Genomic DNA, 25072 nt, shown 5'->3' on the forward strand with positions numbered 1-25072 from the left:
GCGTGACGCGCGAGGACGTTCGGCTGCCGCCGCTCAAAAGCGACCGCCGCCCGGAGGCGGCGGTCGGGTCGCGACTGGCTGGCGGGCCGGGCGGCGTGCAGGCCGCGCCCGACGGGCGGGCCGCGAGGCGCTGCGGATCGCCGCAGCGCGGTGGGGGGAGCGTGGCCGGCGCGCCGCGTGCGGGCGGCGCGGGGAAAGCGTCACGCGTAGTCGGCGGCCATCACGGCCTGCGGCGCCACGCGCAGGATCGGCGCGGCTTCGTGGCGCTCGACGTGCGTCATCGCCGCACCGAACAGCACGAGACGATAGCCGACTGCGTAGATCGGGATGATCCGCAGGTTCTTGTCGTGATCGAGCTTCAGCTTCGAACGGATACGCGAGATATGGGTGTCGAGCGTGCGCGACGACACGCCGAGTTCACGGCCCCACACGGCTTCCTGGATTGCCTGCCGCGGCACGATCTTGTTCATGTTGTCGAGCAGGAATTCGACGACGTCGAATTCACGCGGCGTGACATCAATGATCTTGTTGTCGATTTCGATCGTGCGGCGCACGAAGTTGATTTTTATGTTGTCGATGTACAGGTATTTGCAATCCATGGTGGCCCTCGCATGTCCATAAAGGAGTGTTTGCGGGTCCTGTGCTGCAACTTCCGGGCCAGGGAGCGGATCGTCGGGGATCGACCGGGGGCGGCGCCAGCGCAGGCGGCGCGGCAGCCTTGAATTTAAAAGAATTTTTAACGGGAGGCGCGGGGCGTAGAGAAAACGGGGCGGGACAACCGTGAAGGATTGTTACGTAGCATCGGCGGGCGACGTTACGGGCGTTACGTCCGACGTAACGTGTGGGGCGAGGCGGGGGAATGGCATGAGGAACACGTCGCGGCGCAGGTGCGAGGTCGGCAAATCGAACCCTACATGGAACCCTACATGGGTCGATTGATTTTCAATGAAAATCAATATGTTACGGTTGATTTTTGCCGACATCGAACCCTACATCGTCAGCCTCCTGAATAAAAAACGCCGGCCGCGAGACGTCTGCGCCCCGCGGCCGGCGTTCCGGCCCATCCTCAAGCCTTCGCGCTATCCGCCGAATCGAACGGCAGCACGTAATGCCGCTTGCCCGTCGCCGCGAAGATCGCGTTCGCGACCGCCGGCCCGATCGGCGCGACGCCCGGTTCGCCGACCCCGGTCGGCGCTTCGGCCGACGGCACGATATGCACCTCGACCTTCGGCATCTCGGCCATCCGCAGCACGTGGTACCCGTCGAAGTTGCGCTGCTCGACCTGGCCGTCCTTCAGCGTGATCGCGCTGTGCATCGCCGCGCCGAGCCCGAAGCCGATGCCGCCCTCCATCTGCGCGGCGACGATGTCGGGATTGATCGCGATCCCGCAATCGACCGCGCACACCACGCGCTCGACCTTCACCTTGCCGTCCGCGTCGACCGACACCTCGGCCACCTGCGCGACATAGCTCTTGAACGCTTCGGCGACCGCGATCCCGCGCCCACGGCCCTTCGGCAGCGGCCTGGCCGGGTCCCAGCCGGCCTTCTGCGCGGCGAGATCCAGCACCGCGCGCATGCGCGGCTCCTTCGCGAGCAGGTCGCGGCGGAACGCGTACGGATCCTTGCCCGCCGTGTGCGCGGCTTCGTCGATGAACGCCTCGACCGCGTACGCCGTGTGCGAGCTGCCGACCACGCGCCACCACAGCACGGGCAGGCCGACCTTGGTGGTGGTGAGCTCGACCGACACGTTCGGCACCGCGTACGGCAGGTTCGCCGCGCCCTCGACCGAGGTCGCATCCACGCCGTTCTTCACCATGAATGCCTCGAACGGCGTGCCGGCGAGGATCGACTGGCCGACGATCCGGTGGCGCCAGCCGACCAGCTTGCCGTCCGCGGTCAGCCCCGCGTCGAGCTTGTGGAAGTACATCGGCCGGTAGAAGCCGCCCTGGATGTCGTCCTCGCGGGTCCACTGCAGCTTCACGGGCTTGCCGTCCGCGCCGAGCGCCTTGGCGATCGACACGGCCTCGACCACGTAGTCCGACCACGCGTTCGCGCGCCGGCCGAAGCTGCCGCCCGCGTACAGCGTGTGGATCTGCACCTGCTCGGGCTTCAGGCCGGCCGTCCGGGCCGCGTTGGCCTGGTCGACGGTCTGGAACTGGTCGCCGGCCCAGATTTCGCAGCTGTTCGCCGTCAGCTTGACGACCGCGTCGAGCGGCTCCATCGGCGCGTGCGCGAGATACGGGAATTCGTACGTCGCGCTGATCTTGCGCGCCGCGCCCGTGATCGCCGCGTCGGCATCGCCGTCCTTGCGCGCCGACGTGCCCGGCTTGTCGGCGAGCTGCCGGTATTCGCGCATGATCTCGTCCGAGCCGCGCTTTTCGGCGTTCGTTTCGTCCCATTCGATCTTCAGTGCGTCGCGGCCCTGCTTCGCGGCCCAGAAGCCGGTGCCGACGACGGCGACGCCGCCCGGCACCTGCACGACCGACACGACGCCCGGCACGGCCTTGGCCGCCGTCGCATCGAACGACTTCACCTTCGCGCCGAAGCGGGGCGGGCGCTGCAGCAGCGCGACGCGCATCCCGGGGACGGTCGTGTCGAGCGTGAAATGCGCGGTGCCGTTCGATTTGGCCGACGCGTCGACGCGCGGAATGGGGTGACCGATCAGCTTGAAATCGGCCGGCTGCTTCAGCGTGACCTTGTCCGGCACCGGCAGCTTCGACGCATCGGCGACGAGCGTGCCGTACGCGGCCGTCTTGCCGCTCTTCGCATGCGTGACGACGCCATTGGCGGTCGTCAGCTCGCTCGCCGGCACCTTCCAGCGGGCCGCCGCGGCCGATACCAGCATCGCGCGGGCCTTGCCGCCGGCTTCGCGCAGTTGTTGCCACGAGTTCGACATGGCCGAGCTGCCGCCCGTCCCCTGCATCGTGCCGAACGCGAGGTTCGCGTAGCGTTTCGCATCGGCCGGCGCGCTTTCGACGCGCACGTGCGACCAGTCGGCGTCGAGCTCCTCGGCGACGATCGTCGCGATGCCCGTATACGCGCCCTGGCCCATTTCGACGTGCTTCGCGATGACGGTGACGGTGCCGTCGGGCGTGATGCGCAGGAATGCGTTCGGCGCGAAGTCGGCGGCGGGCGCGGGCGCGGCGAGCGCGCGGCGGCCGAAGCCGCTGAAGTCGAAGCCGATGGTCAGGCTGACGGCGGCCGCGGCGCCCGCGGCCTTCAGGAACGTGCGGCGCGACGGGCGCACCGAACCGGTGTTGTCGAGTTCGATCGTCATGGTCAGGCTCCCAGCGTCGCGGCCGCGTCGTGGATCGCCGCCCGGATGCGGGCGTAGGTCGCACAGCGGCACAGGTTGCCGTTCATCGCGGCGTCGATGTCCGCGTCGGTCGGCTTCGGGTTCTGTTCGAGCAGCGCGGTGGCCGACATGATCTGGCCGGACTGGCAGTAGCCGCACTGCGGCACCTGGAGCTTGACCCAGGCGGCCTGCACGGCCTGCGCGGGCTTGCTCTGCAGGCCTTCGATCGTCGTGACGTGCTTGCCCGCGATGCCGGCGAGCGGCAGCACGCACGAGCGGACGGCCTGGCCTTCGAGATGCACGGTGCACGCGCCGCACTGCGCCATGCCGCAGCCGAACTTCGTGCCGGTCAGTCCCGCGTGTTCGCGAATCGCCCAGAGGACGGGCATCGACGGATCGGCGTCGAGCGTGACGTTCTTGCCGTTCAGGACAAAGGAGGTAGGCATTGTGATTGTCTCCGTGGGGGATAACCCGGCATGCGCCCGGTCACAGGGTCTGCTCACGCTCATAGCGGGCTTGCGCTGGCCCCCAGAAGGGCCGAGCGCAAGGAATGCGACGCAGCGAATACTCGACGTATTCGCAAGGAGCATGACGCCGCGATCGGCCCTTCTGGGGGCCAGCCCCACGAATGAATTTACCCAAAACAGGGGAACGTGCGTTGCCGGCCGTATTGCGGCGTCGATCGTCGCTTGTTTGGCTCGGCCAAACGGCGCTCCTCACTCCTTGCACTACGACCGGCAACGCACGTTCGCAAGCCCGCTATGAGCGTGAGCAGGCCCTGAGTGTGCGCGAGGCATCGGTTTTTGCGTCTACCCAATCCTGCAAATTTATTGAACAATCCTGCAAATCCCCGGCAGGCGGCGGGCGGTTTCGCTATGCTCCCGCGACATGAGGAAATTGATCGAGGAAGCGTCATGGACATGACCGATATCGTGGCGTCGCGCGCATCCGGGCAGCGCGAGCTGGCGACGCTGATCAGCCGCTTCGCGCCCGCGGACGGCTCGCATTCAACGGCCGTGCCGGGTTTGATGCTGCACCGGCACACGCGGCCGGTCGATCTCGGCTGCGGCGTGTCGCGGGCCGCGCTCGTGATCGCCGCGCAGGGCTCGAAGCGCGTGACCGTGGCCGGTCAGGCTTACGAGTACGACGCGCAGAATTGCCTGATTACCTCCATCGACTTGCCGATCCTGTCACGCGTGACGTCCGCGTCACCGGACGCGCCGTACCTGTGCCTGTCGTTGACGCTCGATCCGCAGCGCATCGTCGAGCTCGCGGCCGAGATGCGGCTGCCCGAACCAGACGCGGGCCCCGAAGGCGAGGGGATCGCGCTCGCCGAGCTGACGCCGCCGCTGCTCGATGCCGCGCTGCGGCTGATGCGGCTGCTCGATACGCCGGCCGACATTGCGGTCGTCGCGCCGCTGATCGAAAAGGAACTGCTGTACCGGCTGATGACGAGCGGGCAGGGCACGCGGCTGCGGCACATGGCGATCGCGGGCAGCCAGACGCACCGGATCGCCCGCGCGATCGAATGGATCCGCGATCACTTCGCCGAGCCGATGCGCGTCGAGTCGCTCGCGCAGGCGGTCAACATGAGCGTGTCGTCGCTGCACCATCATTTCAAGCACGTGACGACGCTGAGCCCGCTGCAGTACCAGAAGCAGTTGCGGTTGCACGAGGCGCGGCGGCTGCTGTTGCGGCAGGGTGGCGACGTCGGGTCGGTGGCCGCCGTCGTCGGCTACGAAAGCGCGTCGCAGTTCAGCCGCGAATACAGCCGGCTGTTCGGCGCGCCGCCGATGCGCGACGTCGTCCAGTTGCGCAGGAAGGAACTGCTCGGCTGACGGCCGATCGCTGAAAGCCGGCGCGCCGTCGCTCGCCGTGCCGGTCACCTGGCGACCACCGTCGTCTGCAGGAAGGCCGGCGCGATCCGCCAGTCCGGCACGTAATGCACGGGCCACGCGCCGGGCGTATCGACCGCGTTGAAATACACCACGGCCCTCAGCAGCGGATAGCGCCACAGCGACCGCTGGAATTCGTCGAGTGCCTCGCGCTTGCGCGAACTCGACCCGTCGACGCCGAGCTCCGTGACCATCACCGGCAGCCCGTAGTCGGCCACCCGCTCGTACTTGGTCCGCAGGATGCTCGCGGCGGACGCGTGGCCGCCGGCCGGCCAGCTCGCGCAGCGCGGGCAGTCGAACACGGACAGGCCGATGTCGTCCACATAGCCGCGGCCCGGGAAATAGTCGTCGAGGTTCCGGTTGCCGGCCGGCGACCACACGAAGCGGATCTGGTCGGTCATCGCGCGGCAGGCGGTCACGACCCGCCGGTACGCCTGCACGTAAGCCGATGCATCGCCGATGGCCCACGGATAGCGCCCGGTGTCGGCCTCCATCTCGTGGCCCCAGCGCACGAACACGGGGTGCTTCAACGCGGCCAGCGCCGAACAGGTGGCCGCGATCCGCGCGTCGTAGCGGCCGTGTGCGATATCGTCGAGCAGCGCGCGTTGCCGCGTGTCGCCGGCCGCCCAGGGCTCGACGGTCAGCATCAGCGCGCGGTTGCGCGCCTGCGCGCGCCGGTACGCATCGTCGATTTCCGCGCGGATGTCGGGTGCGTTCCACGACACGAACACATGGTCGAACGCGAGATTCCGCTCACCCGCGAGCGTGTTCTCGGGATCGTAGGCGCCGAGTTCGGGTTGCTTCACCGGTTCGCCCGGCACGGGCGCGACCACGGCCGGCAAACCCGAGCGCCACATCATCGCCTGCCAGCCTTTCGGCGCGCGCAGCCCGATGCCCGACAGCAGTATCGCGAGCGCGATCACGAAGAGCGTGTTGCGCACGGGCAGGCGGCTGAAGAACATCTGCCTGAACGCCGACCACGCGAGCCCTTGCTCCCGGCCGTGATTCACAGCGACGACGGCCGCGATCACCAGATACAGGATGCTCGTCAGCGTCGAGAACAGATAGAAGCCGGCGGCGTTGCGCGGATCCTCGACCGTGACGACGGGCAGGCTGCAGAACAGCGAGATCAGCAGATACGGGGCGACCACGCGCAGCGGCGCGTCTTGTTCGATCGCGCCGCCCTTCGGCGTGACCTTGAACGGAAATTCCTTGCCGCGCACGCAGTCGAGCACCGCCGACACGCAGCCGAGCACGACCCACGGCCAGCGTGCGAACACGAACGACAGGCCTTCCCACGACAGCAGTTTCGTATTCAGCGGGCGGCACGACTGGGTCGAATGCGTGGCCCAGGTCACGACGCACAGCAGCAGCACGGCCAGCGGCAGCGCGTAGGTGAGGTACGTGAGGTAGTCGACGTGCGCCCACACGCGGCCGGTCAGCAGCGCGACGACTGGAATCACGACGCCGCCGGCCATCGCGAGCGCGCACAGCGGGTACCACATCTGGCAGAACAGGAACTGCGCCTTCAGCTTCAGCGGCAGCCCCATGAAATAGTGGCGCGTGTAGCGCAGCATGATGATCATCACGCTCTTGGACCACTGGAATTCCTGCGTGGCCAGGTCGCCGAACGTGCGCGGCCCTTCGCCGTTCGCGATCGCGTTCAGCGCATGCATGCCGCGCCAGCCCTTCGAATTGAAGATCATCGTGGTCGAGTGATCCTCGGCGAGCTCGGGCCCGAGCCCGCCGATCTCGCGCAGCGCGCGGCAGCGCACCGCATAGTGCGAGCCGATGCACAGCGGCGCGAGGCCGCCCGCATAGCCGGCCTGCATCGTGCCGTGCAGCGGCCCCTCGACGTTCACGCGCCCGCGTGCGCTCCAGCTCATGGCCGCATTGCTGTCGCAGATGCTCGGCGCCGACACGTAGCCGACTGCCGGATCGATGAACGGCCGCAGCATCTCCTCGAGATAGGTGCGGGTCGGCACATGATCGGCGTCGAGCTGCGACACGAAATCGTAGTGGTCGTAGCCGACCCTGTCGTAGAAGTACGCGAGATTGCCTTCCTTGCACTGGGTCCGGCGCGGCCAGCTCGTCCGGTGGTACGCGGCGATGCCGCGCCGCGTCGACACGAATACACCGTGTTCGCGGCACCAGTCGAGCGTCTCGGGCGACGGGTCTTCATCGGCGAGCCATGTATCGTGCGGGTAGGTCTGGTCGAGCATCGCCAGCAGCGTCGTGCGGACGATGTCGAACGGCTCGGACGGCGCCTTGGTGACGACCATCGCGACGCGCCAGTCGCGCGGCACCGGCAGCGCGGGGTTCGGCACGACCGCCGAGCGGATGATGAAGATGAAGTAGCCGGGAATGAAGGTAGTCCAGAACAGCACGAAGCAGTTGACGCCGAAGCGGAAGGCGTCGACGTAGTGCTCGTCGCGCAACCACCAGCGCCAGAAGATGCCCAGCGCGACGAACCAGGCCAGCGCGAGGAGGTGGAAGACGATGCGGGTGCCGCTGTCCATCAACGGGACGACGAGCGGCACGTCCGCGCTCGTCGATGCGGTGCGATCCGCGTCGGCACCGGCGGCACCGGTGGTGTCGGCGGTATCCGGCGCAAGGCCGCCCGCAAGCGACGCAACCAGCTTCTTCATGGTGCTCTCCCGTCAAGGTCAGATCATCAGTCTTGAAGCAGGCCGCGTGGCAGCCGGGTGTCCTCGCTGGCAGGCGGTTGTTCCGGTGCCGGGTCGGCCGGCATGCGTTCGCCGCACGCGCGGCCCACGCGCTCGTAGCGGCGAAAGCCGCTGTCGACGGCGAGCCGTTCGCTGAACAGGTTGCGCATGTCGAGCATCACGGGATCGGCCATGTGATCCGCGAGGTCGGCGAGATCGAGTGCCTCGAACGCTTTCCATTCCGTCATCACGACGACGGCGTCCGCGCTGCGCACCGCGTCGATCGCGGAGCCTTCCATGAAGACTTGCGGCAGCAGCCGCGACGCTTCGTGCGGACGCGCCGGGTCGTACGCGCGGATATGCGCGCCCGCGCCGACGAGCAGCTGGATCACGTCGATGCTCGGGCTTTCGCGCACGTCGTCGGTCTGGCCTTTGAACGTGAGGCCGAGCACCGCGATGCGCTTGTCCTTGATCGAGCCGCCGCAGGCTTTCTCGATGCGGCGCAGGATCTGCTCCTTGCGCAGCGCATTCGATTCGATCGCCGCGCTGACGATGCGCAGCGGCACCGCATGTTCGGAAGCCGTCGCCTTCAGCGCGCGCGTGTCCTTCGGGAAGCACGAGCCGCCCCAGCCGGGGCCGGCCTTCAGGAACGACGCGCCGATGCGGCGGTCGAGGCCCATCCCGTTCGCGACCAGCTCGACATCGGCGCCGACGGCTTCGCACAGGTCCGAGATCTCGTTGATGTAGCTGATCTTCACCGCGAGGAACGCATTCGCCGCGTATTTCACGAGTTCGGCCGTTTCGATCTCGGTCGCGAGCACGAGATGGCCCATCGCTTCCAGCGGCGCATAGATGGCCGTCATGATCTCGATCGCACGCGGATGCTCGGCACCGAACACGACGCGGTCCGGGTGCATGAAATCGTCGATCGCCGAGCCTTCGCGCAGGAATTCCGGATTCGATGCGATCGTCGCGTCGATGCCGTCCGGCGCGCAGCGTTCGACGATCCGCTTGACGATCCGGTTGGTGCCGACCGGCACCGTCGACTTCGTGACGACGACCGCGAAGCCGGTCAGGTTCGACGCGATCTCGCGCGCGGCCGCCTCGACGTACCGCAGGTCCGCCTGGTCGGTGCCCGGCAGCGTCGGCGTGCCGACCGCGATGAATACCGCGTCGCGATCGCGCACGCTCGCCGCGAGGTCGCTGCTGAAGCGCAGCGTGCCGCGTTCGACGTTGCGGGCGACGACGGCGTCGAGGCCCGGTTCGTAGATCGGCATGCGGCCTTCGTTCAGCGCGTCGATCTTGCCGCGATCGTTGTCGATGCAGACGACGTCATGCCCGAGATCCGCAAAGCACGCGCCGCTGACCAGCCCGACGTAGCCCGTGCCGACGATGGCGATCCGTACCTTCATGGTGATTCCCCTGCGTGGCGTTCAAGGAAACTGGCTCAATTGCCGGATTCGAATTGCAGTGCTTTCTGAAACCACGCCGCGGCGTGTTCGACCATCGGTTCGATCGCGGTGAAACGCGGCCGCCAGCCGAGCACGAGCGCGGCTTTCGTGGCGTCGGCGTACAGCTCGGGCGGGTCGCCCGGGCGGCGCGCGGTCGTTACCGTCGGTACGCGCCGGCCCGTCACGGCTTCGACGGCGCGCAGGGCGTCGAGCACCGACGTTCCTTGGCCGGTGCCGAGATTCAGGGCGACGCTGTGGCCGCCGCCGCACAGATAGGCGGTCGCTTTCAGGTGCGCGTCGGCGAGGTCGCTAACATGCACGTAGTCGCGAATCGCCGAGCCGTCGGGCGTCGGGTAGTCGGTGCCCATCACCTGGAACGCAGGGCCGATTCCGAGTGCCGCGCGAATCGCGAGCGGCAGCGCGTGCGTTTCCGGTTCGTGGCATTCGCCGATCTCGCCGTCCGGGTCCGCGCCGGCCGCGTTGAAGTAGCGCAGCGCGACCCACTTCAGCCCATACGCGCGCTCGAAATCGGCGGCCATCCGTTCCATCGCGTACTTCGTGAAGCCGTACGGATTGATCGGGTGCTGCGGCATGCGCTCCGAGATCGGCAGCCCGTCCGGAACGCCGTAGGTCGCGCACGACGACGACATCACGATCCTGCCGATGCCCGCCGCGTGCATCGCGCTCAGCAGCGTGCAGGTGCCGGTGACGTTGACCGTGTAATAGCGGTCGGGCGCGAGCACCGAATCGCCGACGTAAGCGAGTGCGGCGAAATGGATCACGACGTCGGGCCGATGCGCGGCGAACGCCTTCGACAGCGCGTCGCGGTCGAGAATGTCGGCTGCGACGAGCGGCCCCCAGCGAACCGCGTCGCGATGGCCGGTCGACAGGTTGTCGTAGGCGACCGGTTCGTGTCCCGCTGCCGCGAGCGCCTTGCAGGTATGGCTGCCGATATAGCCCGCTCCGCCTGTCACGAGCACTTTCATGCCGTGGCCCCGGTCACGCGCAGCACCGGCTCGAGCCACAGTTCGCGGCTGAAATAGTCGACGGTCCGGCGCAGCCCTTCGTCGAGATCGATGGCCGGCCGCCAGCCCAGCTCGGCCGACGCGACCGAGATGTCGGGCTTGCGCTGATGCGGATCGTCGATCGGCAGCGGCCGGAACACGATCTCCGATGTCGAGCCCGTCATCGCGAGCACTTTCTCCGCGAGCTCGATCATCGTGAATTCGCCGGGGTTGCCGATGTTGACCGGCGTGCCGACGTTGCGCTCGGCGCTCATCAGGCAGAAGAAGCCGTCGATCAGGTCGCTGGCGAAGCAGAACGAGCGGGTCTGCCGGCCGTCGCCGTAGATCTCGAGCGGCGCGCCGTGGAGTGCGCCGACGATGAAGTTCGACACGACGCGGCCGTCGTGCGGCGACATCCGCGGGCCGTAGGTGTTGAAGATGCGCGCGACACGCACGTCGATGCCGTGCGTGCGGTAGTAGTCGTAGCACAGCGCCTCGGCCGCGCGCTTGCCTTCGTCGTAGCACGCGCGCGGGCCGATCGTGTTCACGTTGCCGCGATAGGTTTCCGTCTGCGGGTGCACGTCCGGGTCGCCGTAGATCTCGCTGGTCGACGCCTGGAACACGCGTGCGCCCGTCTTGCGCGCGAGCATGAGGCAGTGGTTCATGCCGAGCACGTTGGTCATCATCGTATGAACGGGATCGACCTGGTAGGTGGGCGGCGATGCCGCGCACGCGAGATTCCAGATCTCGTCCACCTGCAGTTGCGGCAGGCCGAGCGAGACGTCGCCCTTCACGAATTCGAAGCGGCCGGACGCCTTCAGGTCGGCGACGTTGAGCTTGCGCCCCGTCAGCAGGCTGTCGATGCACGTGACGGACGCGCCTTCCATGACCAGGCGTTCGCATACGTAGCTGCCGAGAAAGCCGGCGCCGCCCGTCACCAGGACGCGCTGACCGGCGCGCGTCTCGAGCGCGACCCGGTCATTCATGGCTTTCACCTTCGTCGAGCAGCTCGAGGAACCACACGTCGATTTGCTCGACGGCGGTGCGCACGCGTTCCATCCCGCCGCACGGGTAGCGCTTCGGCAAGCGCCGGCTCGCATGGGCCGAGGTCGACGAAGCGCCGCGACAGGCGCTCCGGTTTCGCTGACTACCCCGTTGATGCTTGAACGACGCGCACGCCGATCGACCGGTGGTGATCTTCATCGCCTTTTCCCCGATACGCTGATTGACGAGCAGGCCGCCGTCCGTGATCTTGTGCCTCGGCGTGCCGCTCGGTGAGAGCCGGAGATCAGGCAATCGGCATGCCATGAACGATGCCGTCGCGATGCGCACGGGAGCGGCGGCGCGATTGCCGCGCGATACGCGCGCTTCTGTTTCATGCATGTATCGTGGGGACAGAAAAGCGAGCGGGGAAATTGCCGGATCGATGCGAATCGATACGACGAAACGCACGATAAATCAGGCTTTTGCGGGAATGGCGCCGTCAAACAGGTGTTGAGTTTGAATGTTTCATCAATGAGAAAGGCGTGGATAAAGGATTAAAAGTGTTTCCTGAAGGTGCCGCGAATCGGGTGATTCGGTGCGTGAAAGGCGGGGCGAATGAAAGTGAAAAAAATGATGGGCGGCATGATGGGGCGCGATTTTTCATTTGTTTTAATTATTACGTCGTCACGAAAGTTTTCATTGTTACGGTCCATTTCGGCTCTCGAGCGGTGCGTGATCCTGTTGGTATTTTCACGGATGAATCAAATTCGTTTCGGTCGTCAGGAGAAATGCGTGTCGATGGCTCGCCGGAGGCTGCCGTATCGGGCTTTCGGTACGCGGTGTCGGGCGAATCGATTCTCGTTTGTGATGGCGCAGGAAGGGGGCGCACATGCCGCGCCCCCCCGGTTTGCAGGCGGAAATGCCCGCGCCGCCGGCCTTGCGCGGCAGCCCGGTTCTCAAGTTTGAAACACTCGTTCATCTGGCCGCCCGGTGCGGGCCTGCGGGCCGGATTCGTCCGTCTAATCCGGAGATTGCGTCGCGGCGCTTAACGATTGGAGCGGGTGTCAGACTGTTATTGCGATACATTCCTGAAACAAAAAATGCCGTTTCAGGTGCTGCGGGCCGCCGTGGCGGGCGTGTGCCGCGCGCAAGCTGCGGTGGAATATCGCGTGGCACGCTGCTTGCGGTATTGGACGCACCGGCGGGCGGCTGAAACGATGTAACAAAGCGGTGGGGCGGCCAACTCGTCAATAAGCAGTCGGGGAAACGGCGATGAAGACCATAAGCAGTAGCTTGATCGGTGCGTACTTTGCGCATCAATGGGGTAGTCGGAAAGGCCGGGGTGATGCTCGCGACGCTGTGCCAGCTTCGCGGGTTGCGCTGTCCCGGTTTCTTGCCCGCCGCGCGCGCCGCGCGCGCCGCGTGCTGGCGCGGTTGTCGCGCCGCACGGCAGTCGGGCGACAGCGGTACTCGCTCTCATTCAGTTCACCCGGATGGATCAGGCTGTTCGTGCCGGACAGCGTGATGCCGATTCGTCCTCGGCCATGCAGGGCCGCTCCGATCGTGCGTGGCCCATGCCGGCGCCGGCCGGATTAGATCGAACAGCCTGTCGGCCGGATTATCCGGAAGACGCTTCGTCGATAGCTCAGGGAGAACACACGCCACCCGGCTGCAATGCAGGCCCTTGTCGCCCGTGTAAAAGATGTATTTCAAGCGGCGCTGCAATTTGCGGTGGTTAATGTATTCGCGAATTTTCGATTCCGGAAACGGGATGTCGATTCATGACATGCCGTCCGGCGGGGTATCGAATATCGCAAGCCGGAAAGATGTGCGCATCGTTCCGGTTCATCAAGCAATGGTGTTTTCGATGCAAGGCCAATGTTCATAAAAATAATAGAAAACACCTACAAAAAAATTTGGATAAACAAAAATCTCGAAGCTAAGCTTCGTTTGGCCAAAATCGCAAAAAACTTGATTTAAAAGGCAATGAGATTTTATTGATTGGATAGTGATCCTTAATTTTTAGGATTGCTCAAGTCGGGAGGATCGATGGCGTGCGATCTTCCCGATTCACTCCGTCCACGCCGTTTTGGAGTCGACCATGAAGAAGCTTCTGATTGCAGCAGCAGTTCTGGCGGTTTCGGGTGCAGCGTTCGCAGGTAGCGGCACGGTGTCGAGCAGCAACTCGTCGAGCGGCGGTTCGACGATGGCTGGGGTCGCAGGGTTCGGTCATTTCTCCGCGACCGATTCCGGCTCGGCACTCGGTGCAGCCGGCGCACTGGCCGGCGGCCCGGGCAGCGGTTCGATCTCGTACACGAACCACACCCAAACGTCGACGGTTGGCGGCTTCGGCTTCGGTGGAGCACAAGCGACTGGCAGCAGCGGCGCGAATGCCGGTTCGATCGGCTGGACGTATCACCACTAAGCCGCGACGCGTAGCGTTCGTCATTGGCTGGCGGTACGGATGCCGGGTTTCGTCCGATGGGGGGCAGGCCCGGCTCCGCCACCGCCGAACTTCATCACAGCAAGGGATTGCTATGAAAGCCAACGTGATATTAGCGACAGCGCTCACCGTCTTGTCGTCGGCTGCCATGGCCGCGGGACTGTCCACGACCAACCAGACGCAATCCGTTGCGTCGGGTGTTTCCGGTTCGGTGCTGGTCGGGTCCGGCAGCTATACCAGCAACTCGACTTCGACGGCGGGTGCAAGCGCTGGCAGTACGGTGACACCTGCTGGTTCCGTCGGTACGGCATCCGCCTTCCACAACTCGACCTCGACGGCCAGTGGTTCAGGCTTGAACGGGGGCGCGTACGCGGCAGGCGGCGGTATCGGTGCCGCAGCCTCGAACGGTGGAAACAGCAAAACGAACGAGAACGCGAATGCGCTATCGGGAGGGGTGAGTGCCACGATCGTACTCGGTGCGAATCACTACACGGCTTCGAGCGCGAACGACCAGGGCTATGCCAACGCGGGTGCCGCTGGGCTGACCGGCAGTGGTGGGTCAGGCGCGATCACGGGTTCGAATCACTACAACTCGTCGACCGTGTGGAGTACAGGTCCGGCCGGCTCGCCGTCCGCGGCGGGCGGAAGCCAGGGCAGTTCAAGTGCGACCGGAAGCAGTCATTAGTCAGGTGTGGGGGGACCAGTTTCCCAGCGACGCTGGTCTCTTTGCCCCACATTGTTGTCACGTAAGGAGTTGGCATGAAGCAGAAACTGATTGCCGCCGCTCTGATGCTCGCGTCTCTGACGGCGTATGGCGCTGACCGTATTGCCGACGACGTGCAATCGAATTTGCAGACGTCAAACAAACCTGACCAGACAACCAAACCGTCAGAACAACAAACGCTTTCTTCGGGCAGTGCCATCGGCGGACCCGACGCCCAGCAGTGGCAGGGCATGTCGGCAGGCTCATGGTCCCAGCTGGGCAACGGCTGGAAACAGTTCGGGGAAGCAGGCAAAGCTGAAGGGAATCAGGGGAACTAGTACGGTTGCCTGGGTGGGAGGTCAAACCTCGTCCGGAGAGTGAAATGAACAGCAACAGGATCAAGGTGGCATGCGCTGCGATGTTCGCGATGACCACGATCGGCGCCCAGGCGCAAACCGCCGACTCGACTTCGAGCTCGCAGTCGTCGACCTCGTCGACGGCCATCAGCCAGGGCGGCGGCTCGAGCATGAACACGAACACCACGAGCTCGCGCGGCGGCAACGCCACCAGCTCCAGCGGGGTTCGCGGCAGCGGCAATTCGAGCGTGAACGTGAACGTGACGATGCCGTCCGGCACGAGTGGCGGTTCGAACGTGACGCCGCAGAGCGTCAGTTCGCTCCAGTCGTCAGGCGCACCCGGCACCAACCCGTACAACACCCAGACCTCGGAAAACGTCAATTACTCCGGGACGCAGACGATCAAGACGAACCCCTCGATCCAGGCGCCGGGGCTGACGACCACGCTGTCCGATACCTGCATGGGCTCGGTGAGCGTCGGCGTGTCGTTCCCGGGGTTCGGCGCGACGGGCGGCACGACGTTGGTCGACCAGGCCTGCGTGCGACGTCTCGATGCGCGTGAATTCCGCGCGATGGGCCTGACCGACGTGGCGCTCGCGCTGCTCTGCCAGAGCGACGCGAACCGGCGTGCGGTGGAAGCGACCGGGCACCTGTGCCCGGGCACGACCGCGCCGCTCGCCCGTTCGAACGTGGCGCCGAGCGTGGAAGCGACGGTCGCCGACGACGTGAAGTATCGCGATCCGATCGTGCGCGACCGCATGGGCTTGCCGCCGCTCGGCGCTGCCGCGCCGGCGCCGGCGCAGCCCCGTCCGGTGGCGACGAATTTTGTGCAGGCAGCACCCGTGTCGGTGCCGGTACCCGTGCCCGTGCCGTCGATGGCGCCGGTTGCCGCTGCGCCGGCTGTCGCAGCGCCGGCTGTCGCAGCTGCTGCGCCGGCAGTGGCAGCGCCTGCTGTTGCGGCCGCACCGGCCGTAGCAGCCCCCGCCGTTGCAGCCGCAGCGCCGGCCGTAGCCGCAGCACCCGCGGTAGCTGCCGCACCTGCAGCGTCGGTCATCCCGGCGGCTGCGATGGCGGCCGTGCCGGCTGCCGCCGTGATCGCCGCACCGGCAGTCGCGGACAAGGCATCGCAGGCGCCTGCCACACCGGTCGCCGACACGAAGGCACCCGAGCCCGTGCAGCCGGTCGCCGACAAGGCACCGGAACCCGCACCGGTGGTGGCCGACAAGGCGCCCGAACCCGCACCGGTGGTGGCCGACAAGGCACCGGAACCGGCACCGGCGGTCGCCGACAAGGCACCGGAACCGGCACCGGCGGTCGCCGACAAGGCACCGGAACCTGCACCGGCAGTTGCCGACAAGGCCCCCGAGCCTGTGCAGCCCGTCGCCGACAAGGCGCCGGAGCCGATGCCGGCCGCGACCGACAACGCAGCGCAGGCCGCTGCCGCGCCGGCTGCGGACCCGACGCCGGCGGCAGCCGTCGTCGCGGCGCCCGCGGCTGAAGCCGCGATGCCCGCGCCGGCAGCCGATGCGAAGGCCGCCGAGCCGGCGCCGGTCGCCGCGGAAGCGCCCGCACCGGAAGCCGCGCAGCCTGCCGTCGCTGCGGCGCCTGCCGACATGCCGGCCGCCGACGCGAAGGCGCCGGAAGCAGCGGCTGCGCAGCCCGCCGACATGCCGGCGTTGTCCGATCCGGCGCAAGCATTGCCGCCGGCTTCGGTCGACCAGCAGGCGGCCCCGGCTGCACCGGTCGTGCCGGCTCCGGCCGTCATCTCGACGAGCACGTCGTCGTAAGCACGCGGATCGGTTTCCCGTGTGACCGGAACACCGGCCGCACGGGAGACGTTCGAACCCGATGCCCGACGGTCGTTGCCTGTTTGACGGGTGTTGATCCCATCCCCGAGGTCAACACCTCTTTTTGCCTGACGAGGATGCAAGGAGGCCTCAATCATGAGGATCTTTTTGGTCGCTCTGTTGTTGTACAGCGCACAAGCCGCGGCGCAGTCGGTATTTCAGAACCCGGCGGTCTTCGTGATCCTGGGCGAGCAGACCGCCGCGAACGCCGTGAGCGTTCAGCAGGCGCTGTCGACGCTCGGTCGCGCCGACAACACGGCATGCGCGCCGATGATGATGATCGGCGATCCGCAGATGATCTACATGATGCCGGAGGAAGGTCACGCCCCGTCGTGGCAATCGCCGGTGTACGGCCGTGGCGCGCCGTTCGAAGCGCAGAAGGGGCCGATATCGACCGGCAAGACGATCGGCGCGATGCAGCATGCCGAGGACATGCAGACGCAGCCATGGAGCGACGGCAGCGCGATCACGCAGAAGATCGCCGGCGAGTCGACCGTGACGGCGGCGGAGCGGGTGAGCGGGTGGCAGCGCAACGGGCTCGGCTCGATCGAGACGGCCCCTGCGACGGAGGTGACGGTGAACGGCAAGACTTACCGCGCCTATCGTGACGACCTCAACCGTGCCGCGAAGCCGGTCGTCGAGCCGCAAATCTACACGCAGCGCGTCGTGTTCTGCCGATAACGAAACGTCAATCCGAGGACGGCCCGGCGCTGCGCCGCGGGACCACGATGTCCCGCCCCGCGCGATCCGGCAACGGCCGTTTCGACCACCTATCCAAGCGACGAGGCCATCGTGAACCATTGCTGCCAGATCAGGGTGTCGGGCCCGCAGGATCTCGAACGCGAGGCGGGACCGGCGCCGTTCGTTGCCGTCCGGCGCAACCATGTCGTACCGCCGCGGCCACTTGTCTACCTGTCGCAGCAGCACGATGCCGCGCTCGTCGACTGCCTCGCGTCGCGCGGCTGGGACGTGTGGCGCGCGAAAACCGTTGCGGACGCACTGAATCTCGTCAGGGTGAACCGCCCGCATGCGGGCATCGTCGATTTCGGCAGCTTCGCGTCGCTCGACGTCATGTCGTTCGAAACGCTGCTGCGCGATCCGCGCGTCGGCTGGGTCGCGCTCGCCGACCATGAGCGGCTGCGGGATCTCACCGTCGCGCGCCTGATTCGCCACTGCTGCTTCGACTACGTGCGCAATGCGAACGCCTATACGACGATCGGCTATCTGGTCGGCCATGCATACGGGATGCTGAAGCTCGCGGACGGCAGCCCGGACGCCGCTGCGGCGCCCCCCGGCGGCACGATGATCGGCTCGTGCAACGCCATGCGCCGGCTGTTCGCGACGATCCGCAAGGTCGCGAACACGGACGCCACCGTCTTCGTCGCCGGCGAATCCGGCACCGGCAAGGAGCTGACGGCGGCGGCGATCCACCAGCAGTCGTTGCGCGCCGACGCGCCCTTCGTCGCCGTGAACTGCGCGGCCATTCCGCCGACGCTGCTGCAGGCCGAGCTGTTCGGCCACGAGCGCGGCGCGTTCACGGGCGCGCACCAGCGCAAGATCGGCCGGATCGAGGCCGCGCACGGCGGCACGCTGTTTCTCGACGAAATCGGCGACATGCCGTTCGAGAGCCAGGCGAGCCTGCTGCGCTTCCTTCAGGAAGGCATGATCGAGCGGCTCGGCGGGCACGCGTCGATTCCGGTGGACGTGCGGATCGTGTCGGCGACCCACGTCGATCTCGAGGCCGCGATGCAGGCGGGGCGGTTCCGTGCCGACCTGTACTACCGCCTGTGCGTGCTGCGCATCGACGAGCCGCCGCTGCGCGTGCGCGGCCGCGACATCATGCTGCTCGCCGACCACGTGCTGCGGCGCTATCGCGGTGACAGTTCGCACCGGATTCGCGGCTTTATGCCGTGCGCGATCGAAGCGATCCACAACTACCCATGGCCCGGCAACGTGCGCGAGCTGATCAACCGGATCCGGTTCGCGGTCGTGATGACGAACGGCCCGATGATCTCGGCCGCGGATCTCGAACTGCACCCGTACACGTCGCGGCGGCCGCCGACGCTCGCGGAAGCGCGCCGGCAGGCCGAGCGGCACGCGATCGAGGAAACGCTGATGCGCCACCGCCACCAGCATGCGGACGTGGCGGCCGAGCTGGGCATCTCGCGCGCGACGCTGTACCGGCTGATGACCGCGCACGGGCTGCACGCCTGACGCGCGGCGGCAAACCGCCGCTCAAGACCGCGCGATGCCGGCCGTTAAGACAGTAAACGGCCCGTCCGGACCGCCGGTGCAGCCATGCTGCGCGCGGCCGGCACGCGGCGCATCACGCTTATCCGAGGTTACCGTGGCAGAGTGCAGTCACTGCGGCAGGACGTTCCTGGCCGGCGGGCGGTCGATCGACGGCCGCCGCTATTGCCGTGCGGCGTGCGCGCAAGCGCATCCGATCGTCATCGAGGCGGAACGGGTGCCCGATGCGAAAGTCTGGGAGTACGTGCACGACTGGCGTTACGGGCCATGCCCGATCTGCGGTCGCGACGACCAGCCGGTGGATGTCCATGCGTCGCATCGCGTCGTGTCGCTGCTGTTCGTCACGCGCTGGGCGACGCGACGCCATGTGTGCTGCCGGCGTTGCGGCCGCAGGAAGCAGGCGGTCGCGCTGCTGGCGTCGGCCGCGTTCGGCTGGTGGGGGGTGCCGTGGGGCCTCGTGCTGACGCCGATCCAGCTCGTGCGCAACGCGCTCGGGCTGGCCGCGCGCGACCCGGCGGTCGCGACGCAGCAGTTCGAACAGCTCGTGCGGCGCAAGCTGGCGGCGCGCCGGTTGCGGCGCGCACGGCAGGGCGCCGGCGCCTGAGCGCGCGGCCCGGCGCGCGGCGCGCGATCAGGCGGCCGGCCGCTCGAAGCCCGATGCGACCCAGCGCTCGGCGCTGGCCTTGTTGAGCTTGAACCCGGCCGACACCTTCGCTTCGGCCAGCAGCTCGCCATACGGATCGAATGCCTTGAGCTGCGCGTACGGCTCGAATTCGTCCGGCACGATGTCGAGCGTCACCGACACATCCTGGTCGTCCTCGCCCTGAACCGTCACTTCCTTGTGCAGCATCGCGCGCCGCTGCTGCTCGTGCCGCATCAGCACCTCGGTCGCGGTCTTCACGAGCGTGCGGAACGCGTTCGCGTCCATCGGCTTCGGGTTCTTCTTGTCGCGGCCCATGGTCCACGGCCCGACGAGCGCGGGCTCGGACTCGCCGTCCTTGATCATCTCGACGGCCCAGCCGTCGTCGTCTTCGTTCTTGATGATGCGGGCCGTCCAGCCGTTGTCGCGCCAGAGGCCGTCTTCGTGGATGGAGGTGTCGTCGGGTTGCAGGTCGGATTCGGTCATGGGGAAAGCGGGGGTACGGGCAGCCGGCAAACGGGCGGCGGCGCGCGGCCGGCATCGGCGCGTCGCTCGCCGCCGGTGGCCCGGCGCGGGATGCAAAGGCGTCGATTTTACCTGCTGGCCGGTCGCTTGGCCCGGATCGGCCGCCACGCTGGCCATTCGGGGGATGTCAGCGGCGACCGGCGCCTCGTGTCGGGCGTTCGAACCGGCGCAAATATCAAACTCGTATTACGTCTCCGGCGGCCGATCCCGATGCCGTCCGATATCCCGCCTGCGCGCAGCTTCATAGAATCGACATTCAGGCTAAAAATAGCCTGAATGTCCTTTCAACGCCAAATCGGCCGTGCGTGCCCCGTGTCGCGCGGCCGATGAATCACCTGGAACTGCGCATGAGGAAATTCAATGTTCGCGTCGTTTTCGCGTACGACTGGCCGTTGACGCTGGCCGGCATCGAGCAGGTCGCGGGCAGCGGCTGTGCGATCGAGATCGTCGCGGTGTACCGGAGCGTGGCCGAACTGGTCGCGTCGCTCGGCGGCGTCGACTGCGATGTCGTGCTGGTCGACTATGCGATCCGGGCAGACGAGCAGATGGACGGCCTCGCAATGTTCGACTGGCTGCGGCGCACGCGTCCGAACGTCGGGATCGTCGCGCTGGTCGCGAACGAGAATCCGCTGATCTTCGGGTCGATCCTCGCGATCGGCGGCGTGAGCATCGTCAGCAAGTTCGACGAGGTCGGCCATATCGTCACGGCCATTCATTCGAGCTACAGCGGCGGGCGTTACCTGTCGCCGCTCATCAGGCGCGCGGTCGATGCATTCGGCGAGCGCGGCGAGGCGCCCGTGAAGCTGTCGGCGCGCGAGATCGAGGTCATTCGCCTGTATCTGTCGGGGGTGCCGATCAAGACGATCGCGCAGCGTCTGAGCAAGGGCAAGCAGACGGTCAGCGCGCAGAAGATCAGTGCGATGAAGAAGCTTGGTGTGAGCAACGACGTCGAGTTGATCCAGCGTGCGGCGGGGTTGGGGCTTGGCACTGGCCTGACCGCGTCACGGCCCGGCCGCGCCGCGTGAGCACGCGTGCGCCGGGCGGCCGCCGTCAGGCCGGCAACGCAAACCGCGTCACCGCATCCCGCAACGCCTCGGCCTGATCGCGCAGCGAATGCGCGGCGGCCGCGGCTTCCTCGACGAGCGCCGCGTTCTGCTGCGTCACCTGGTCCATCTCGCCCACCGCGCGATTGACCTGCTCGATCCCGGCGCTCTGTTCGCGCGATGCATGGCTGATCTCGTCGAGGATCTCGTTCACGCGCCGCACCGACTGCACGATCTCGGCCATCGTCTCGCCTGCGTGCGTGACGAGCGCCGCGCCTTGCTCGACGGTCTCGTTCGACGACACGATCAGCGACTTGATCTCCTTCGCCGCCGTCGCCGAGCGTTGCGCGAGCGAGCGCACCTCGGCCGCGACCACCGCGAAGCCGCGACCCTGTTCGCCGGCACGCGCAGCCTCAACCGCCGCGTTCAGCGCGAGGATGTTGGTCTGGAACGCGATCCCGTCGATCACCCCGATGATGTCGCCGATCTTGTGCGAGCGGTCGGTGATCTCGTTCATCGTGCGCACGACGTCGTCGACCACCGCGCTGCCGCGCGTCGCCACCTGCGCGGCCTGATCGGCGAGCGACGCGGCCTGCGCGGCGCTGTCCGCGTTCTGCTTCACGTTCGCGGTCATCTGGTCCATGCTCGACGCGGTCTGTACGAGCGCGGCCGCCTGTTCCTCGGTGCGCTGCGACAGGTCCGTGTTGCCGGACGCGATCTCGCTCGCGCCGACGTTGATGTTCTCGGTGCCCATCCGCACGCGCGACACCATGTCGATCAGCCCGCCCTGCATCGTGTGCAGCGCATGCAGCAGGCTGCCGCGATCGTCCTGCTTCACGGTCACGCGCGCGGTCAGGTCGCCCTGCGCGATGCGCTGCGCGGCGTCGAGCGCCACCTCCAGCTCGCCGCCGAGGTTCGCGCGCACGCTCTTCAGCACCAGCACCATCACGGCGGTCGCGATCCCGCCGAGCACGGCCGTCATCGCGAGCCAGCGGCCGACGCTTTCGAGCACCGCCGAGCGGACGTCGTTCATGTACATGCCGGTCACGAGATACCAGTCCCATGGCGCGAAGCGCTGCACCGCGCTGGTTTTGTCCTGCGGCTTGTCGGCGCCCGGCTTCGGCCACAGATACTCGACGAAGCCCTTGCCGCCTTCCAGGTTGCCGGCCTTCACGATCTCGACGAACAGGTGCTTGCCGTTCGGATCGGTGAAATTCGACACGTCCTTGCCGTTGAGCTCGGACTTGATCGGATGCATCACGATCACCGGCTTCGAGTCGTTGATCGAGATGTAGCCGTCGGCGCCGTGGCGCATCGCGGCGATCGCCTCGATCGCCTTCTGCTTCGCTTCGGCTTCCGGCAGCGCGTTCTGCTGCGACAGCTTGTAGAAATGGTCGGTCACGCTCGCGGCCTGCGCGACCAGCGATGCGAGCTGTTCGCGGCGGTCCGTGATCATCGATGCGCGCGTCTGCCATGCGCCGAGTCCGGCGATCACAAGCAGGCCGAGCCAGAGGATGACGATCATCGAGGCGAGTTTCTGATTCAGGGAAAGGTTGCGCATGGTGTGTGGTCGGTCAGTCGTGGATGCTCCCCGGAACGGCGTGACGGGGTAAGTGTCTTGACGGCGTCCGACGGGCGTCACCGTAGACGGGTTATCCCTAGGAACCGGTACCGTGGACGCATCCCTCTAATCCCGACAAGGGTATCTATGCATATGCATAACGGGTGTCGCTATACTCACGGGGCAATGGCGTGTGCGCTGCGGGCCCGGCTCGGTGGCGCGGCGGCGAATGAAACCGAAAGGAGGCAACGATGCGAATTCTGGTGGTAGGGGCCGGCGCGGTCGGCGGGTATTTCGGCGGCCGGCTGGCCGCGGCGGGGCGCGATGTGACGTTCCTGGTGCGCGACGGCCGCGCGGCCGCGCTGGCGCGCGACGGGCTGCTGATCCGCAGCCCGCGCGGCGACCTGACGCTCGCGAACGTGCAGACCGTGCGCGCGGGCGATGCGGGTGCCGGCGTCGCGCCGTTCGACCTCGTGCTGCTGAGCTGCAAGGCATACAGCCTCGACGATGCAATTCAGTCGTTCGCGCCGTTCGTCGGCCCGCAGACGCTGATCCTGCCGATGCTCAACGGGATGCGTCATCTCGACGTGCTGCGCGACCGGTTCGGCGCCGCGCAGGTGCTCGGCGGGCTGTGCGTGATCGCGGCGACGCTCGATCGCGAGCAGCGCATCGTGCACCTCAACGACACGCACGGGGTCACCTTCGGCGAGCTCGCGGGCGGTGAATCGCCGCGCGTGCGCGCGGTGGCCGACGTGCTCGGCGGCGCGGGGTTCGATGCGACGCTCAGCGACAACGTGGTTGCGCGGATGTGGGAAAAATGGGTGTTCCTCGCGACGCTCGCCGCGAGCACGTCGCTGTTCCGCGGCTCGGTGGGCGACATTCTCGCCGCGCCGGACGGCCGCCGCCTGCTCGAGAGGATGCTCGGCGAATGCAGCGCGATTGCCGAGCACAATGGCCACCGGCCCGACCCGGCCGCCATCGAGCGGATGCAGCGGATGGTGCTGACGCCGTCGCCGCTGACCGCGTCGATGCTGCGCGACGTCGAGAACCATGCGCGTGTCGAAGCCGATCACGTGATCGGCGACCTGCTCGCGCGCCGCGACCCGCAGGCGGCCGATACGTTGTCGCTGCTGCGGATCGCGTACAACCACCTGAAGGCGTACGAAGTGCGGACGGCGCGCGAGCACGCGGCCGCGTAACCACCGGAGCTGGCGGCCGCCAGGCCGTTCCGCGCTGCACAAATTTGTCGTCCGGCGCCCTGTGCGGCCGGAATGCGCAAAAAAGTATCGGAAATCAGGCGTAAAGTTGGTGGAGCCGCGCGCGCGATCGACCTACATTGCTTCCCATGCGACCGGTCGCGTCGCCGTGTGAAATACGCGGCGCACGCGCGCAACGAACCGGCCAGCGAGATATGGGAATGGAGACGCCAACCATGATGCACCCCGATCTGGAAGTGGTCGACGTGCGACGCGACGAGTCGTTCAAGGTCTGGTCGCACGGCTATCCGTATCGCACGATCCGCTGGCACTTCCATCCCGAATTCGAACTGCACCTGATCGTCGCGACGCGCGGCAAGTATTTCGTCGGCGACCACATCGGCTCGTTCGGCCCCGGCCATCTCGTGCTGCTTGGCCCGAACCTGCCGCACAACTGGGTCAGCGACATGGCCGAAGGCGAAACCGTCGAGCGCCGCAATCTCGTGATCCAGTTCGACCCGGCGTTCGTGCGCCGTTGCATGGACGCGTTTCCCGAATGCCGCGACGCGCAGGCGCTGCTCGACGATGCGCGGCGCGGGGTTGGCTTCGATGCGGCGACCAGCGCCGCGATCGCGCCGCTGTTCGACGAACTGCTGGCCGCGCGCGGCATGCGCCGCATCGCGCTGTTCATGACGATCCTCGAACGGCTTTGCGGGGCGGCCGAACGCACGCTGCTCGCGAGCCCCGCGTACGACCAGGCCGACGTCACGCCCACGCGGCTCAGCCATGCGCTGTCCTACATCGGCAAGAACCTTGCGTCCGAGCTGCGGGAAGCCGATCTCGCGCAACTGACCGGGCAGAGCGTCAGCGCGTTCTCGCGCGCGTTCCACCGCCAGACGGGCATGCCGTTCGTGCAGTACGTGAATCGTCTGCGGATCGAGTCCGCGTGCCAGATGCTGCTCGCCGACGACGCGAACATCACCGATATCTGCTTCCAGGCCGGCTTCAACAACGTGTCGAACTTCAACCGCCAGTTCCGCGCGGTGAAGGGGATGGCGCCGTCCGAATTCCGCGCGCTGCAGCGCCTGAATGCGCGCAGCCGCGAGCTCGCGCTGCACGCGGCGCCCACCGGCAATCCGCTGCCGCCGCGTGTCGTCACGCCCGGCATCCCCGAGCTCGCGCCGCAGCCCGGATGATCGCGGGGCCGCGGCCC

General features: G+C 67.1%; 22 protein-coding genes. 12 read left to right on the forward strand and 10 right to left on the reverse strand.

The features are described from left to right. Window positions 1-200: 200 nt before the first annotated feature. The 3 genes from LGM56_RS02415 to LGM56_RS02425 all read right to left on the reverse strand — a co-directional run bounded on the left by LGM56_RS02415 (window position 201) and on the right by LGM56_RS02425 (window position 3741). Window positions 201-599: a winged helix-turn-helix domain-containing protein gene (locus tag LGM56_RS02415; RefSeq protein ID WP_089496522.1), complete on the reverse strand. Its 399-nt coding sequence runs from the start codon at window positions 597-599 to the stop codon at window positions 201-203. 467 nt (window positions 600-1066) lie between these two features. Continuing rightward, window positions 1067-3277 carry a xanthine dehydrogenase family protein molybdopterin-binding subunit gene (locus LGM56_RS02420; RefSeq protein WP_226202586.1) on the reverse strand — a complete coding sequence of 737 codons (2211 nt, stop codon included), beginning with the start codon at window positions 3275-3277 and terminating at the stop codon, window positions 1067-1069. 2 nt (window positions 3278-3279) lie between these two features. After that, window positions 3280-3741, reverse strand: a complete 462-nt coding sequence (locus LGM56_RS02425; protein ID WP_006480868.1) for a (2Fe-2S)-binding protein — start codon at window positions 3739-3741, stop codon at window positions 3280-3282. A 468-nt stretch (window positions 3742-4209) separates the two neighbouring features. Here LGM56_RS02425 and LGM56_RS02430 point away from each other — a divergent pair, with 468 nt between their 5' ends. Then, window positions 4210-5133, forward strand: a complete 924-nt coding sequence (locus LGM56_RS02430) for an AraC family transcriptional regulator (RefSeq protein WP_226202588.1) — start codon at window positions 4210-4212, stop codon at window positions 5131-5133. A gap of 44 nt (window positions 5134-5177) precedes the next feature. Here the strand turns inward: LGM56_RS02430 and LGM56_RS02435 are convergent, their stop codons facing one another. The 5 genes from LGM56_RS02435 to LGM56_RS02455 are packed head-to-tail and all read right to left on the reverse strand — an operon-like array spanning window position 5178 to window position 11763. Continuing rightward, window positions 5178-7838, reverse strand: coding sequence for a glycosyltransferase (locus LGM56_RS02435; protein WP_226202590.1), 2661 nt, complete (start codon window positions 7836-7838; stop codon window positions 5178-5180). Window positions 7839-7864: 26 nt separating this feature from the next. Beyond that, window positions 7865-9268 carry a UDP-glucose dehydrogenase family protein gene (locus LGM56_RS02440; protein ID WP_226202592.1) on the reverse strand — a complete coding sequence of 468 codons (1404 nt, stop codon included), beginning with the start codon at window positions 9266-9268 and terminating at the stop codon, window positions 7865-7867. Between the two features lie 35 nt (window positions 9269-9303). Continuing rightward, complete coding sequence (galE, locus tag LGM56_RS02445) at window positions 9304-10293, reverse strand: UDP-glucose 4-epimerase GalE (RefSeq protein WP_089496526.1); 990 nt, start codon at window positions 10291-10293, stop codon at window positions 9304-9306. Further along, complete coding sequence (locus LGM56_RS02450) at window positions 10290-11297, reverse strand: UDP-glucuronic acid decarboxylase family protein (protein WP_226202594.1); 1008 nt, start codon at window positions 11295-11297, stop codon at window positions 10290-10292. The genes galE and LGM56_RS02450 overlap by 4 nt, the downstream gene beginning before the upstream one ends. Continuing rightward, window positions 11290-11763, reverse strand: a complete 474-nt coding sequence (locus LGM56_RS02455; protein ID WP_226202597.1) for a hypothetical protein — start codon at window positions 11761-11763, stop codon at window positions 11290-11292. Before LGM56_RS02455 ends, LGM56_RS02450 begins: the two co-directional genes overlap by 8 nt. Before the next feature lie 147 nt (window positions 11764-11910). On the opposite strand from LGM56_RS02455, the gene LGM56_RS02460 reads away from it, so the two are divergent. From LGM56_RS02460 to LGM56_RS02495, 8 genes are all read left to right on the forward strand, one after another. Continuing rightward, a complete protein-coding gene (locus LGM56_RS02460) occupies window positions 11911-12261 on the forward strand; it encodes a hypothetical protein (protein WP_226202599.1) in 351 nt (116 codons plus the stop codon). A 1135-nt stretch (window positions 12262-13396) separates the two neighbouring features. After that, entirely contained in the window at window positions 13397-13720 is a 324-nt protein-coding gene (locus LGM56_RS02465) for a hypothetical protein (RefSeq protein ID WP_089496530.1), read from the forward strand. A 112-nt stretch (window positions 13721-13832) separates the two neighbouring features. Next, window positions 13833-14423, forward strand: a complete 591-nt coding sequence (locus tag LGM56_RS02470) for a hypothetical protein (protein ID WP_226202601.1) — start codon at window positions 13833-13835, stop codon at window positions 14421-14423. A 74-nt stretch (window positions 14424-14497) separates the two neighbouring features. Further along, complete coding sequence (locus LGM56_RS02475) at window positions 14498-14779, forward strand: hypothetical protein (protein ID WP_039360925.1); 282 nt, start codon at window positions 14498-14500, stop codon at window positions 14777-14779. Window positions 14780-14823: 44 nt separating this feature from the next. Beyond that, on the forward strand, window positions 14824-16584 hold the full coding sequence (locus tag LGM56_RS02480) for a chemotaxis protein CheA (protein WP_226202603.1): 1761 nt from the start codon (window positions 14824-14826) through the stop codon (window positions 16582-16584). 156 nt (window positions 16585-16740) lie between these two features. Beyond that, window positions 16741-17325: a hypothetical protein gene (locus LGM56_RS02485; RefSeq protein WP_089496533.1), complete on the forward strand. Its 585-nt coding sequence runs from the start codon at window positions 16741-16743 to the stop codon at window positions 17323-17325. Window positions 17326-17436: 111 nt separating this feature from the next. Next, entirely contained in the window at window positions 17437-18858 is a 1422-nt protein-coding gene (locus tag LGM56_RS02490) for a sigma 54-interacting transcriptional regulator (protein ID WP_413226734.1), read from the forward strand. Between the two features lie 133 nt (window positions 18859-18991). Then, the gene (locus tag LGM56_RS02495) at window positions 18992-19498 is read left to right on the forward strand and encodes a hypothetical protein (protein WP_226202605.1); all 507 of its coding nucleotides are present in this window, start codon (window positions 18992-18994) and stop codon (window positions 19496-19498) included. 27 nt (window positions 19499-19525) lie between these two features. Here the strand turns inward: LGM56_RS02495 and LGM56_RS02500 are convergent, their stop codons facing one another. Continuing rightward, window positions 19526-20020 carry a hypothetical protein gene (locus tag LGM56_RS02500; RefSeq protein WP_069252109.1) on the reverse strand — a complete coding sequence of 165 codons (495 nt, stop codon included), beginning with the start codon at window positions 20018-20020 and terminating at the stop codon, window positions 19526-19528. Between the two features lie 386 nt (window positions 20021-20406). Here LGM56_RS02500 and LGM56_RS02505 point away from each other — a divergent pair, with 386 nt between their 5' ends. Continuing rightward, a complete protein-coding gene (locus LGM56_RS02505; RefSeq protein WP_089496536.1) occupies window positions 20407-21084 on the forward strand; it encodes a response regulator transcription factor in 678 nt (225 codons plus the stop codon). Between the two features lie 25 nt (window positions 21085-21109). Here LGM56_RS02505 and LGM56_RS02510 read toward each other — a convergent pair whose 3' ends face one another. Next, a complete protein-coding gene (locus LGM56_RS02510) occupies window positions 21110-22663 on the reverse strand; it encodes a methyl-accepting chemotaxis protein (RefSeq protein WP_226202607.1) in 1554 nt (517 codons plus the stop codon). A gap of 251 nt (window positions 22664-22914) precedes the next feature. On the opposite strand from LGM56_RS02510, the gene panE reads away from it, so the two are divergent. Together panE and LGM56_RS02520 are read left to right on the forward strand one after the other, a co-directional pair. Beyond that, entirely contained in the window at window positions 22915-23862 is a 948-nt protein-coding gene (gene panE, locus LGM56_RS02515; RefSeq protein WP_226202609.1) for a 2-dehydropantoate 2-reductase, read from the forward strand. Between the two features lie 233 nt (window positions 23863-24095). Continuing rightward, window positions 24096-25055, forward strand: a complete 960-nt coding sequence (locus tag LGM56_RS02520) for an AraC family transcriptional regulator (protein WP_226202611.1) — start codon at window positions 24096-24098, stop codon at window positions 25053-25055. The last annotated feature ends 17 nt before the right edge of the window (window positions 25056-25072 follow it).

The organism is Burkholderia sp. AU38729 (assembly GCF_020419725.1).
Taxonomy (GTDB): Bacteria; Pseudomonadota; Gammaproteobacteria; order Burkholderiales; family Burkholderiaceae; genus Burkholderia.